The 14,452-nt window shown below is 55.0% G+C and carries 8 protein-coding genes; all 8 read right to left on the bottom strand.

Translation table 11 applies throughout. The features are described 5' to 3' along the window. Positions 1–10: 10 nt before the first annotated feature. Entirely contained in the window at positions 11–1,330 is a 1,320-nt protein-coding gene (locus QLH52_RS02885; RefSeq protein ID WP_319960481.1) for a lipopolysaccharide biosynthesis protein, read from the bottom strand. A gap of 10 nt (positions 1,331–1,340) precedes the next feature. Beyond that, a complete protein-coding gene (locus tag QLH52_RS02880) occupies positions 1,341–2,585 on the bottom strand; it encodes an O-antigen ligase family protein (protein WP_319960480.1) in 1,245 nt (414 codons plus the stop codon). A gap of 9 nt (positions 2,586–2,594) precedes the next feature. Next, on the bottom strand, positions 2,595–4,955 hold the full coding sequence (locus QLH52_RS02875) for a polysaccharide biosynthesis tyrosine autokinase (protein WP_319960479.1): 2,361 nt from the start codon (positions 4,953–4,955) through the stop codon (positions 2,595–2,597). 115 nt (positions 4,956–5,070) lie between these two features. Next, positions 5,071–6,171 (bottom strand): polysaccharide biosynthesis/export family protein, encoded by a 1,101-nt coding sequence (locus QLH52_RS02870; RefSeq protein ID WP_319960478.1) that lies wholly within the window; start codon positions 6,169–6,171, stop codon positions 5,071–5,073. 12 nt (positions 6,172–6,183) lie between these two features. Beyond that, positions 6,184–7,605, bottom strand: coding sequence for an undecaprenyl-phosphate glucose phosphotransferase (locus tag QLH52_RS02865; RefSeq protein WP_319960477.1), 1,422 nt, complete (start codon positions 7,603–7,605; stop codon positions 6,184–6,186). Between the two features lie 226 nt (positions 7,606–7,831). Beyond that, entirely contained in the window at positions 7,832–11,284 is a 3,453-nt protein-coding gene (locus QLH52_RS02860) for a translocation/assembly module TamB domain-containing protein (protein WP_319960476.1), read from the bottom strand. After that, positions 11,281–13,011, bottom strand: coding sequence for an autotransporter assembly complex protein TamA (locus tag QLH52_RS02855; protein WP_319960475.1), 1,731 nt, complete (start codon positions 13,009–13,011; stop codon positions 11,281–11,283). The genes QLH52_RS02860 and QLH52_RS02855 overlap by 4 nt, the downstream gene beginning before the upstream one ends. A 166-nt stretch (positions 13,012–13,177) precedes the next feature. Beyond that, complete coding sequence (locus QLH52_RS02850; protein WP_319960474.1) at positions 13,178–14,452, bottom strand: (Fe-S)-binding protein; 1,275 nt, start codon at positions 14,450–14,452, stop codon at positions 13,178–13,180.

The following is a 14,452-nucleotide window of genomic DNA, read 5'->3' as shown; positions in this document are numbered from 1 at the left end:
GTTGTCACTTTTAAGCATCCGCCGCGAGCGGTTGTTGTCTCAATGTTTGAATCGTTTCGGACTTGGCGCGGCGGTCGGCTTGCCAAGGTTTTGCCAAGATTGCCAATACCACGGCTTCGATGCCGAAATAAACCGGATTGGCCCAGGCCGCGCCGGGCAAACCGTATTGGCTGACCAGCACGGGAATAGTAATCGCCGCCGCTACCGCGCCGCACAAGCGTCCTTTCAACAAGGTTTTGGTATGTTTGTACGCCAGCAGCGGTTGCGCCAGCGCCGTACCCAAGGCATGCAAAGCACAGCCCAGCGCCATGGCCGGCATTAAATCCACCGCAGCGTGATAGGATTTTGCCAAGACCAATGAAGCCACCCAATCCTTAGTCAGCAGTAACAGCAACAAACCAAGCGCACCCAGGGCAGCGACGCTGGTTATCCAGACCCATAAAATCGAAAAGGCCTTTTGCAATTGCTGTGCTGAGAAAGCTTGAAAATAGGCAGGCTGAAAGGTGCGCAGCAGCACCATCGCGCTGCGGTTAAAGGCCTCGTTGACGATCAAATAAGTAGCGGCATACAAACCGACGTCGGCAGCAGTCAACAAATAACCGATCACATAACGATCGCCCAGACCGTTGATCCAGAAAATCAATTCCATCGGAATCAAGGGCAAGGCGTAGACCCAGACTTCACGCCGAAAAGACCGGCTAGCCGTCGCTGACGTCCGCACCGTGTTGCGACGCTTCACCACGATCCAAATCAGATTGGATAGCAAGCTGGCCAGGATGTAACCCAGCAACACCCATTCCGGATTGCCGCCCCACCACCAGACCAGCGCTATCGCCAAAGCCGGCCTCAACACGCTGTCACTGGTTTGCCAAAGACTAGCCAGGCGCTGTTTACGCTCGCCTATCGCCAACTGTATGCCCAGTTCGCGCTGCACCGTCATCGCCAACAACACGCCGGTCAGCAAAAACAACACGTTACTGGCATCGGCAAAATAGCCGTAAGCAAAGCCACCCAACACCAGCAAACCAATCGCCAACATAGTGGCTTGCAGTGTCAAACCGGCGACGGCGGCATGCAAGCCGCTGCGCTGGCCGGCGGTTTCGCATTCCGTGACCATCCGCATGCCGGCGCAGATAAACGGATAGGAAAACACCGCTACACCCAGCGCGACAAAACCGTTCAACAAGGCCACTTGGCCGTATACCGCCGGGCTAACCAATTCGGTCAATAAGCGCGTACCCACTAGCAAGGCTAAGGCCGAGGCCGCCTGACCAAACAAAGCCCAGAAAGCATCGCCAAATAATTTGCTCTGTTTCAATGCAGCAAACATCGCAAATTTCCTAAGGTAAACGCGGGGAATAATCGGTTCTGGGCTGCATGGGCTGAACCATTGCCCCGGCTTTAGCCGTGCAGCCCAGTACCATACCCCACAGCATCATTAACAAGGCGTTCTGCGGAAAATACTCCCACATATTAAAAGTCAGGCCGGCGGCGAAGATAAACATCGCCACCAAGCCTTTGTTTGGGTGGATAGACATCCTTGTCGTGATCCATAAAAACGTCAGATAAGCCAGCAAGCCAATCACACCGTAGCCGTTCAACAAGAATAAATACAGGCTGTCGGAATCGAACTGGCCGGGAAAATATTCGGCACCGAACAACAGATTGACGGTGTTGGAACTCAAACCCAAGCCCCAACCGAACAGCACATCCATCGGATCGTGCACATGATTGGTAAACACCCGCTGCCACAAATCGATCCTGCCGTCCTGGGTGGGATCGGCATCGTCGCGGCCGCTCAATAAGGGGCTGGAAGCCAAAATCAACGCGCCCACCGCCAAAATCGGCGCGGGCATCACTAAAGCCCAGCGATCACGTGGCCGCAATGCGGCATAAACTTGAAAAAACACCACCAGCAACGAGCTGATAAACGCGGTGCGGGAGCCACTCAACAACGCTAAAAATACGCTCAGCGCTAACCAACGGCGCATGCCCGGCACCAAGGCAAATACCAACGCGCAAGTCGCCATCGTCGCGCCAAACAAATTAGGACTGACGAAGGTGCCGAACGGCCGGCCGCCGCCCAACATCGACACGCCGAACAACGGTGGCGCCCAAAGAGCCTGGGCTAGGGCCAAACCGGTTTGCAACACCAGGTAATAGCGCAGGTAGCTGGCGAATTTGTACAACACGTAATCGCCGGCACCCAAACGACTGGTGACGAAACCGATCAAGGCCACCGGCAGATATTCGAACACCCGCAGGCCGGTCAGCGGTACGACCAGCGGTAAATCCAGATACAAGGCATAGCCCACTTCAAACAACACATAGCTGCAAATCACGCCCAGAAACGCCAACACCGAGCTGGTGAAAATTCCGTTACGCAAACGCGGTTCCAGCCAGGCGTAAACGATCAGCACCCCCAACAAAGCCTCGCGCAGAATCCGCAAACCCATTTCCTGCTCGCCGTAGACTTCCTTGATACCGGCCCAAGCCGATTCGACCTGCGGCAGCGAGGCCACCGTTGACGCGCCGACCAGCGCAATCAACAGCACCGGCAGGTCTTTTTCCAGGCGGATTCTCATCGGCGTTATTTAAACCCGCTCGTCGGATTCGGCAGGAACCGGTAACAGCTCCCTGTCCAACTGCTTACCCAGCCAATCCCCTACCGCTTGATATTTATCGCTCCAGCTCGATTCGTCCTTCGGTTCCTGATCCGCGCGTTGGTAGGCGTAACCGTAATACGGATAGTAAGACGAGCCTTCCTTCATATCGTTGATGATGAAACCGTTAGGTTTGATACCAACCTGTTGGAAACGGCGGGCGCTGACTTCCAATTCCTGCGCGGTGTAGCGGCCCTCTTTCACCACCAGAAAGGTGGCGTCGGCATGCTTACCGAGAATCGCCGCGTCGGTCGCGCCCAGAATCGGCGGCGAGTCGATGACTATGTGGTTATAAAAGCTTTTCAGCTGCTCCAGCGTTTCCGACAATTCGCCCAGCACCAGCAATTCCGCCGGATTCAGCACCATATTGCCGCGCGGGATCAAATCGATACCCACATCCGGTAAGCTGACGATCACTTCGCCCAGCGTTGCCCGGCCTGACAACAAATCCGACAAACCCGGTTGCTTGCCTATCGAAAAGGTATCGTGCAAACGGCCGTTGCGCATGTCGGCGTCGATCACCAGCACTCGTTTCTTGATACTGGCCAACAAGGCCGCCAAGTTAGAGCTAACAAAGGACTTGCCCATGCCCGGCGCCGGGCTGCTGACCATGATCACCTTGCTTTCATGCTGAGCCAACGTGGCTTCCAGCGTGGTGCGCAGACCGCGCAGCGACTCGACGGAAATATCCAAAGGATCCTGAGAGACCAAAATACCGTTGTCTTTATCCTTCCCCAGCAAACGCCCCAATTTATGCTGCTTTTTGCTATGCGGAATCGCCGCAAACAAGGGCAAGCCCACTTGATATTCCAGCAAGGCCGGATAGTTGTCGTGGCGTTGCAGCGAATGTCTCAGAAAAACCAAGGCCGAGCCCAAGCTCAAGCCCAGCAAACCGGCTATCGCCAACAACAAACCAGGCTTAGGCCAGTAAGGTTTTTCCGGCGTCACCGCGAAGTCGACGATGCGTGAGTTGCCCAAAGAACCTGCGGCAGCGATGCGTTGTTCCTGAGCGCTGTTCAATAAAGAGGTGTACAGCTCAGTGTTGACCTGCACGTCGCGCGACAAACTCACCATGTTTTGCTGGGTTTTCGGTAGATCTTTAATGCGCTTTTCCAAAGCAGCCAGCTTGTTATTCACGCGCTTGATCTGAGCGTTGGTGGAGATCATGTCCGGATGCTCGGATTCCAAACGCTGGCTTTGTTCGTCGTATTTTTGCTTGAGCTGAATGCCCAGGGTTTCCATATCGGAGGCCTGTTTCAACAGAATCTCGGCTTCGGCGGAAATATCCACCGCGCCGTGTTGCTGGCGATAGGCGCTCAAACCTTGCTCGGCTTTTTCCAGACGCTCCTTGACGATGGGCAACTGGCTTTCCAGAAAACTCAGTTTTTGCGAAGCTTCGGCCGACTCCCAATTGACGGTGGCGTTGACGTAAATCGCCGCAATGTCGTTGACCGATTTAGCCAACTGCTCCGGGTCGCGGCCTTTCAATTCCACGCTCAGAATATCGGTATCCTTGGATACTTCTTTGACTGCAAAAGCTTTTTGCAAGGTTTCGATGGCCGACAGCGCGGTGCGGCGGGTTAATTCAAAATGCGTACCCGGATGCGCTTCCAGGGTTTCGACTTTAATCGTCACCGGGGTTTTCTCGCCGATCTCGGCGCTCAACACCTCGCCCACCTGGCCAGCCAGCAATTCGTCGCCGCGCGGGTCGAGCAGTTGAAAACGCCCGGCTTCCAACGCGATCAAGGTAAACTCTGTTTCCAGATAACGATCCGGCACGCTGAACGCAGCGATTTTCAGCTTTTCGCCACCCCAAGCCCAGCGACTGAACCCCCACCAGGCATCTGCTATGCCGTCATGCGCATCGTGCTTGCGAGCCAGGGTTTCGCCGATTATTGGAAAAAAGTAAGGCTCGGTTTCGATGGTCAAATTCAAGTTATCCACGACTTTGCCCAACACCGAACGCGATCGTAAAATCTCCACTTCCCGCTGTGCGCGCGGGCTTTCCGCTTCCGCAGGCGCTTGATTGTTTTCGCTGCGCAGCGTCGCGGACAGCAAGGCCTTGTTTTTATCGATCCGCAGCAAGGCATCGGCCTTGTAGGTGCGCGGGGCCAACACCAAATAAACCGTGGTGACCAGCAACACCGAACATAGCGCGATAAAAATGGTTTTCCGGCCTTCGATCAGCAAATCGACGTAGTCGCGAATACTGACGCTAGGCTCGGGCATTCGCGACTGATTCAACGGTTGCAAGACCGGCGTGGCTTCGTTTTGTGAATACATACTTTTCATAACCCATTCGTTTGAAAAAGATCAATTCCCCTCTTTGAAAAAGAGGGGCTAGGGGAGATTTGTAATTAAATAAATCCCCCTCAATCCCCCTTTTTAAAAGGGGGGAAGTCAAACATTACATCCCCATCATCGCGGCTTGCGACATGATTGCGGTAAACGAGCCGGGTAAGATTTGGTTCAACACCCGCGACCACTGCGTGACACCGGCGGTACCGATGAACAGCGTGTCGTGGGCTTGTAGCGGAAACTGATCGGCCAGAATCATCGCGTCGGGCGATTCGGCATCCAGTTGGAAAATTTCCGGATGCATGTCACCGGCGCGAATGACATAAATATCGCCGGGCCGCGAGGTATTAAAATCAACCCCAGACGCCTCGGCCAAAGCTTGCGACAAACTCATCCGGCCTTTGTTGATCTGGATGGCTTGCTGGCGATTGGCCTCGCCCATCACGAACACTTTGCTGTCTTTTTGATCGCCGACATTCAACACATCGCCGTCTTTCAACAGCAGGTTCTGGGTAGTCAGGCCTTTTTCGTACATCGATTGCACGTCCAGCTTGTAGAGTTTGCCGTCGCGGGCCAGCGCTACGTTGGCAAAATCGGAGTCCTTGGTCGAGCCACCGGCGCGGGTGATGGCTTCAGCGACCGTCAATGGCGTTTCGTTCATGGTTTGCACACCGGGACGCACGACTTCACCCACCACCGCGACTCGGTGCGCCTGGAAGGACAGCACGCGAATGTCGAGTTTGACCTTTTTGAAATATTTGGACAGCTCGCGCGTCAAATCCGCGCGGGCTTCGCTGACGGTTTTACCGGCCACGTGGATACTGCCGACGTAGGGGTAATACAGGTCACCATTCTCGTCCACCACTTTACCGGCCAGTTCCGGCATGATTTTCTCGCCGCCGGGATCGTTCAGTTCCGGATGTTCCCAAACGGTAATTTGCAATCGATCCTGTGGACCGATACGGTAGCTGGTTTTGTTGGGGTCCACCGGCGGCAAATTGTTAATAGCCTGGCGACGGTTCGCCTCGCGTTCGATAATCAAATCGGCGGTAATCGGCACGATGCGGACTTTCTCCTTGACCAATTGCCCGTCTTTTTTCATCGGCATCTCGATTTCGGTCAGACCGTTATCAGTATTCATATCCATGCCCGGCGCCAGGAAACAACCGGGCAAGGTTAAAATCAGCATGATGGGAATCAATCTAAACATGTAAGCGTTTCCTTAGTAGGCGTTTTTATTGATAAATCCGGTCAGCACGGTGCGGAAGGCGATCTCCAGATCAAACCACAGCGACCAATGCTGGATGTAATACAAATCGTGTTCGATGCGGCGGTTCAAATCGGTGTCGCCGCGCCAGCCATTGACTTGCGCCCAACCGGTGATGCCGGCTTTCACCATGTGTTTTTTCATGTAGTTGGGGACTTGGTCCTTGAACACTTCGACGAAATCCGGACGCTCGGGGCGTGGGCCAACCAACGACATATCGCCGCGCAACACATTGATCAATTGCGGCAGTTCATCCAGGCTGGTTTTGCGCAGGAAAGCGCCGAACGGCGTGGCGCGATTCTCACCAGGCTTGGCCCAGACCGCGCCGGTTTTGGCTTCAGCATCCACCGGCATCGAACGGAATTTCAGCATCGTGAACGAGCGGTTATTCCAACCCACCCGCTCCTGACGATAAAACACCGGGCCCCGCGAACTCAGCTTCACACCCACTGCCAAAACCAACATCAGCGGGCTAATCAGCAGCAACAAAATCAAAGCCAAAAGCCGATCTTCTATTTCTTTGATGTAACGATTGATGCCATGCAACGGCGATACTGAGAAATCCAGGGTCGGAATACCGGCCACAGTATTCAAGCTCAGGAATTTGCTTTGTTTGAAAGCGAAGCAGTCGATCACTAATCGGATGCTGACCGGCAGATGACGCAGTTGATATTGGGCGCGTTCGGTCAACGATTCGCCTTGGTAGGCCACCCACACTTCATCAATCGCTTGAGCCGAGATGATACCCGGCAGGTCTTCCAGTTTACCCAGACGCGGCAGTGCGAAATCATTAATTGAAGTTCTATCATCGCCCCTATCGTCTACATACCCGACTACTTGCAGCCCAGCCCAAGATGAATGATTCAACTGCCGCGCCACCGCCACCGCCATTTGATTCAAACCGACCATGACGATGCGGCCCTGCGACCATCCGCGAGCTCGCAAGAAACGCAACACTTGCGACAACACCCCGCGCGCCGCCAATACAAACACCAAACCCAGCACGCCCCAGGAGGCAATCCAGCGGTAACTGGAACCGAACCAAAAATGCAATCTGATTAAGGCGACGATAGACACCACTGCCACTAACGCCGAAATCCAGGCCCTGACGATACGGGCAATTTCGCCGCGCATCGCATCGTTACGCCAAGGCCGATACACCTGGCCGATTTCGAAGAAGATGATGGCACCCAGGATGCCCAGCGCGATGACGATCCGGTAATCCTGATCGACAACGTACTCGCGCAACCAAAAATAGTGAGTCACCCAAGCGGCAGCAAACAACATGGCGACGTCGATGACGCGCAGCAACAGAATCACCGTGTGACCGTACTGTTTAAAAAGCCCGTTGAAAATATTTCCCAAACCGAGTGGCATGATGGCTTAACCCCTAAATCGTCTTGATCCAATGACTAAGGGTCACCGTCCCTGGAAACCCAACCTGATACGAACGGGTTGTTAATCCCTATTCGCTTGGGTAGTAGATTACCGAGACAAGATGAGAGAAAGCCTGAGGGTTTAATTAAGAATGTATTAGAAACTGCTTAACTTTGGATGAAAGGGATTTTAAGCGAATGAATTATGGCCAATGACGCAGCGAGCTTTAGTCAGTGTCAAACTCATAATTGACTTTGACCCGCTGCGATGTGCCGGTTTGGGTTTCCAGATTGATGCTATCGGTGAGTTTGTATTTCAAAACCAGCAGCGCCTGCTTGCTGAACAGGCCCAGTTTGGTGCCCACATAGGTATTAGCCGTCAGATACTGTCCTGCAGTGACCAGCGTATCGGCAAACGACTTGCCTTGCTGCACTTCAAACTCGTCTATACCCAGTTTCTCGGTCAGCCACGACAGCCGCCCTGCGCCATAGGATAAAGCGGCGCTCGCGATCATATTGCCTTCATCCTTACCGGCTTGGTTCAGCGAAGCCCCGGTAATCAAATACGCCAGCGCATCGGACTCCGGCAGGCTGGGCTCGGTATAAATCTTGGTCTGCGGCGCAGTGGCCGAACCGCTGACCTGCAACACGGCCGTCACCTTCTGATCCTTGGAAACCCGATAGGCTTCGACGTCCAGCCACGGGCGATCAATCGGGCCGTTGAATAAAAACCGGCCCTTACGCAACTTAAGGTCTTGTCCATAACTTCGATAACGGCCGTCAGCCATATCGATGGCGCCATGCAAGGCAAGACGTCTATCAACTTTCAGAAATTGCAGTTGCCCGGTCAGTTTTGTATCCAAGCCAAGCCCGGAAAAACTGGCTTGCTGCCCCAACTGAATCGCCACGTCAGCGTCGATACCCGGTGGCGCTTCGATAGCCTGCTCCGAGTCCGTTTTGCCGACGATCACCTCATCGCGACTGACCGCCACCGCACTGGCCGGCAGCTCTTTGATTTTAACCATGGCTTTGTCAATTCCCAACGCCCCGGTCACTTTGGCATCACCACGGGCCGAGCGGCCCAGCTTAAGATGCGGCGCGATGGTCACTTCGGCTTCTGGCAACTTAGCCACCTCAAAGTCATTACCCAGCACATCAAGATCGGCAGTGCCATCCAGGCCCAACAAACCATCGATGGCAAGCCGACCGCCGCCAGAGCGAAGACTGCCGTGTACTTGAAGTTGCTGATCATCATTCACGGCATCGGCATGCAGCTGAATATCGGACAAAACAATACCCAGTTCATCAATTTGTAAGCGGCCATCCTCCAAGCTCAGACGCCCCTGTGCAACTGGCTGAGGCAACGAGCCCCCTAGTTTTAGATCGGCGCCGAATCGTCCCTTAAGCCCGGACATATTAGGCACCAGACCTTGAAACAAACCAAGATCGTTGATTTTTGCGGCGAAGTTTCCGGCCAAGCCCTGTCCGAGACCTTGATCCAGTTGCAACTGAGCGCGGATAAAGTCGCTACCGTCAGTCGCCAAATCAAGATCGGCAGTCAAGCGCTCGCCAGCGAGATTGCCGAACAGAATGGCCTTACGAAACGGCACCACCAACCCGTTCTGACCCACCGGCAGCGACACGCCGGCGTCTGCCAGCGCCAATCGATAATCACCCTGCAAACCGCTCCCGCGTTTGCGAACCTCGGCAGTCGCGGCCAAGCTGCCAAAAAGTCGCCAATGCGCCGGCAGATACGCGCTTAGCAAATCCAACGGATAGTCTCTAACCCGCCCCTGACCGCTCAGATCGCCATTTGCCAGATAATCGCCCTGCAAACAGATTAACGCATTCGCTTGCGTCAGACAGGTATCGGCCAGGCGCACATCGGCACCGGCAGGCCGCTGCTCTATCGTCAAGACAGCGACTTGCCGCAATTCCCAGGCACCGAGTCGAGGGACTTGCAAGGATAAAGCCTGCAACGCCCCTTGCCAGCGCGGTGCTTGCCAGCCGCCGGCCAGCGCCAGCGCCAATTGCCCCTGCGGCGCACGGACATCCAGGCTAACGCTGTGCTTTGCTGAACTGCCGCTGGCGGCTATCGCCACGCTGTCGATTGGGTCGTGACCGCTAAGTACATGTTGGGCATGCATTTGTAACTGGCTAAGGGCGTTTGGCTGAAAATCCAAGGTCAGATCAAATGCGCCGACTTGCTGTTGCGCATAGCCAAGCCCCGCCGCCTGCGCCGTCAACTCAATATCCGGCAAATGCCAATCGCCGCGCAGAAGACCGTTAACATGCGCTTTGCCGCGCAGACCGGGCCACAAACCGGCTAAAGCCGGCGTATGCAAATCAAAGCGAAGCGCGGATTCTGCCGGACCCAAACGGCCATCAGCGTGTAACCGATTGCTACCTGACGACAGTTGTAACTGATCGACCGCCACGACCTGTCCATCCAGTGTAAATTGCCCCCCTCCGCTTAAGGGTTTACCGAGCAATTGCCCATCCAGCCGATGCAGTTGGGCCTTAAGCTGCGGTACGCCCGTGTTCAAACGTCCCTCGACATCCCCATCAAGCGATAAGCGCCCCGGCAAATCCGGCACCAATACCGCCGGGTTAAAATCTCTGGCTTGCGCATGCAAAGCAAATTGGACAGCGTCTTGCCAGGCAATCGTACCGTCAACAGCCAAGCTGCCTGCCTTGGATGCCACCAGGAATCGTTGGAGTTTGGCAGACGTCGGCGCACCGTCCATCACCAAATCCACGTGTGCATCCGGCAACTCGGCTCGCCGCACATCGGCGGTCAACTTGGCCTGATAGGCTGAGAGATTACCCTGCACCGTCAGCGAACCCTGCGGACTTGTCAAATGCGGAAGATCGCCGACCAAGGGCCAGCGCGCATCGACCCAATCGCCTTGCAATGCAAAGCCGGGGGCTTGTAACAGCTCATCAATCTGACCGTGCAAGGTCGCAGCGAACGGGCCTGAGGCACTGATGTCCAGTACCAAGCGCTTCAGATCGCCGCTGAATTTGCTGGCTGCCTGCCAGTTGCCATATTCGATCGAACGAAACTGACATGTCGCGTTTAGTACGAGTGGATAGCCACCGCCCAAGCCCAACCAACCATTTAGACCAAGCTGATAATCCGCTGCCTCAGCGACCATATGGGTCAAATGCAAGCGGCCGCCTTCGGTGTTGGCAGACAACGTGAGATTGCGCAGATCGTGGCGTTGACCAGACTGGATGAATGTACTATCGTCAACCGTCAACCTATCCAAGCGCAGCGCCAGCGGGAGGGGTAGCGAGGCTTCCGGATCAAAATGGCTGCTGTTATCAGCCTTCTGAGTATCCGGCTCCAGGGTCAATTCCAGGCCTTGGGTGGCGATCTCGTCGATCTGCAATGCGCCTTTCAACAAAGCGAGCGGAGACCAAGCCAGCGAGAGGTAGCGGAGTTTGAGTTGAGTGCCATCGGCATGGTACTGCACCCCTGCCAACTGCAAACGATGCAGCAGGGTACCTTCGATGTCAGTAATACTGGCCTCGGTCGGCAGTACTTGCTGAATCAGCCAGCGACTTCCCGACTGGCTGTTGGCCATAGCCAGCACGACCGCCAACAGCAGCAACGGCAACGCCAGTACCAGGAGTAGCCCCCGCAGACACCTCATCGACCAGCGCCACAGGCTCACAAACGTGTCCCTGCGGCAAAATGGATTTGAAACGAGGAGTCGGCGGATTGCAGGGGCACCGCAAAATCCAGGCGGACCAAACCAATCGGCGAGTACCAACGCACCCCCAAACCCACACCGGTCTTCACTTGAATGCCGTCCAAATTATAGGCATTGCCGGCATCGATAAAAGCGGCGGCCCCCCAATTGTCGAGCACCGAATGTTCATATTCAACACTGACCACACTCAAAAAGCGCCCACCCACCACCGCGCCCGTAGCGTCCTTAGGTCCCAGTTCTTTGTAATTGTAACCACGTATGCTGTTCATACCGCCGGCAAAATAACGATAGGTAGTGGGTAGCTTATCGAAATTATCCACCAGCGTAGCGCCTTGCTCGCCACGCAGCACAATGCGTCCCACGTCGCCAACGGGGTGCATCCACACGCCCGCCACAGACCCTTGCAGCATACTGATATGGGACAGCGGGCTTTTGTAGCTGCCATCCACTGAGAACTCCAACCGATAGCCACGTGTCGGTCGAAGCGGATTGTCCGATACCGAACGCAACCAACTGCCGCCGGGTAACAGCAATAGCGTCGTGTCGGTCGTATTCGCCGCCGTATACTTCTCGTAACTGTAGTCGATGAACAATGTCTGCTTCCAGCCACTGGTGAATGCGTGCTTCAAGCGCGCCGATAATTTCCCTGCCCACGAGGTATAACTGGTCGTGTCTTCGCGTTTCACACCCGCACCAAAGCTCAAGGAGTCGTTGAGCGGATCATCCAGCGGTACGGTGTATTCAGCGCCGGCTGTAGCCAAGACCGGCGATAGATCCAGTTCGGCGTTGAAATAATGGCCCTGCGGATTGATCAAACGATTGAGATAAGTTCCACTGACCAAAGGCCCCTTATCGGTGTCGTATCCAAAACCCATCCCGTAATGATGGCGCTTGTTCGGATACAGACTCAGCATGACGGGCACCTGCCTATCGGCTATGCCGGCTAAATCCGGATGAATATCCACCGATTTGAAATAGCCGCTGTTGGACAGCGCATTGTGCGTATCGGCTAGCTTATGACTATCGTAATACTCGCCGGTTTTGACCTTGACCAACTTGGCAACAAACGCGGGATCAAGAACAGCCTGGTCAATCTTGACTTCGCCAAAATAAAGACGCGGCCCCGCATCGTAATGCAGCACAATATCGGCCCGATCTTGAGAAGGATCGACGCGCAATTGACTCGTGGCAAAGCGGCCTTGCAAGTAACCACGCTCTAAGGCCAATGCCTCGATTTGTTTTTTTAAGGCTTCATAATGCCCGTGATGCAGCGGGCTGCCTACTTTGGCGGATAACTTTTCCCGTAAGCTCGCGAATGCCGGATCGTCAACCGCTTCACCGAGAAATTGCAGGTCAATCGCGGTCACGCGCATCGGCTCGCCGGGCGTAATAACAAAGCGCGCCTGCCAGCAATCGGGCTTAATATCCAGATTTTTTTCTAGGCTGACGTGGTAGTGACCTAACGCGCGTAACGCATCGTCGATCTCCTGATCGGCCTTGAGGAACAGACTATTGATTTTCCAATCAGGCGCCTTGCAGTCCTGTTCACGCAAAGACAAGCTGATTTCAACATTCCTTAATAACTCACCGTCTATGCCCTGAATCAGGACATCGGCCGAGGCCTCTAACGTCTCAAAGAGGCCGACCAAAACCACCGCGTACAAGTGGAATCGATAGTTACCGGTCATCTTGGGTCATCGAAACAGGTCATAGGGAGCGCTGAAGAGGTTGCGCAGCCACTTTACCAGTGATCCAGCCCGCCTAGCAAACTGCAACCTGAGCAGTATCCGCTAGGCGGTTGGCTACTCTACAGTGCCAAGATTGGCTATGAAGCCAAGGTATGAAGTGGTAAACCTACACCCTGTCCGCCAACAAGCGTATCGGATGCACTAGCTTGCGCGCGGTTTCGGCGCGATCAGCATTGAGGTAAAACGCGCAGCTGAAATTACTGCTAACCACCACATCCGCACCGGAGCCTTCGATGGCTTGGCGCTTGGCGTGGCGCAGTTGCTGGGCGTTGTCCGGGTGGCTGAGCATATAGCTGCCGCCGGCACCGCAGCAGAGTTGATTATCCGGCAGGGCTTCGATATTTAAACCGGGGATTTTCCGCAGCAGCTCATGCACGGCACGGCCGTTTTTCAACACATTGCGCTGGCTGCACGGCTCGTGCACCGCCACATTCATATTGGACGCAGCAGGCTCCAAGTTCTTCGGCCAATGTTCCAATAAAAATTCGTTGATGTCCTGCAGGCGCTTGGCAAACCAACCGGCGGTTTCGCTATTATCGCCTTCGTACTCACTCAACATCGCGCCGCAGCCACTGGCCACGTAGATCACCGCGTCCACTTCCAATTGGTAAAACGCTTCGATATTTTTCTCTTTCAAGGCTTGCGCGGAACAGCCGTTGTGCTGATGAATGGCGCCGCAGCAGCCTTGGCCTTCCGGCACCACCACTTCATAGCCTATGGTATTGAGCAGTTTGATTGCGGCCCGTTGGGTGGCGCGGTCGAAATGCTCCGCCAGACAGCCGGTAAACAAAGCGACCCGTCCGCGCTGACGCTGCCGCCTGCCGACCGGATAAATCCCGGCCAAGCTGCCCAAGGCCGGCTCGTTAAGTAAACTTTCGGCGGTAGCCAATTTTAATTTACGCAACAAGCCGCTGGCTCTCAGCGGTTTTCGTAAACCGGAACGTAAATACAAAGACAGCAAGGGCAACAACATCCGCCGCCGGCGTTTGTGTTCGATAAAGTACATCGCCAACTTGGCTAACCAAGGGTGGGCCGCCGCCTCCTGCAATTTCGCTCGGGCCTGATCGAACAGCGCGCCGTAACGCATCCGGCTGGGACAGGCTGTTTCGCAAGCGCGGCATTGCAGGCAATTATCCAAATGGGTGCGCTCTTCGGCGCTAATCGGCGCATCCTCAACCAAAATTTTGCTGATGGTGCGGATGCGTTGCCGGGGCGTTTCGGCGTCGATTTCGAACAAGCGAAAGGTCGGGCAGCTGCTGACACACATGCCGCAGCGCATGCATTCACTGGCTTCCGGGATATACGGACCGTTGGGTGCAGGTGACTGTGAGCCGTTATCGCCCGTAAATTCGCCCATGCCAAAATCCATCATATCGAACAT

Source organism: Methylomonas defluvii (genome assembly GCF_033949435.1).
Taxonomy (GTDB): Bacteria; Pseudomonadota; Gammaproteobacteria; order Methylococcales; family Methylomonadaceae; genus Methylomonas; species Methylomonas defluvii.
This window is presented reverse-complemented; position numbering and strand designations above follow the sequence as displayed.

Coding starts and splice junctions, on each gene's coding strand:
- QLH52_RS02875 (WP_319960479.1), bottom strand. CDS start 4,955: ATGAAAAGTATGTATTCACAAAACGAAGCCACGCCGGTCTTGCAACCG.
- QLH52_RS02880 (WP_319960480.1), bottom strand. CDS start 2,585: ATGAGAATCCGCCTGGAAAAAGACCTGCCGGTGCTGTTGATTGCGCTG.
- QLH52_RS02870 (WP_319960478.1), bottom strand. CDS start 6,171: ATGTTTAGATTGATTCCCATCATGCTGATTTTAACCTTGCCCGGTTGT.
- QLH52_RS02850 (WP_319960474.1), bottom strand. CDS start 14,452: ATGTTCGATATGATGGATTTTGGCATGGGCGAATTTACGGGCGATAAC.
- QLH52_RS02855 (WP_319960475.1), bottom strand. CDS start 13,011: ATGACCGGTAACTATCGATTCCACTTGTACGCGGTGGTTTTGGTCGGC.
- QLH52_RS02885 (WP_319960481.1), bottom strand. CDS start 1,330: ATGTTTGCTGCATTGAAACAGAGCAAATTATTTGGCGATGCTTTCTGG.
- QLH52_RS02865 (WP_319960477.1), bottom strand. CDS start 7,605: ATGCCACTCGGTTTGGGAAATATTTTCAACGGGCTTTTTAAACAGTAC.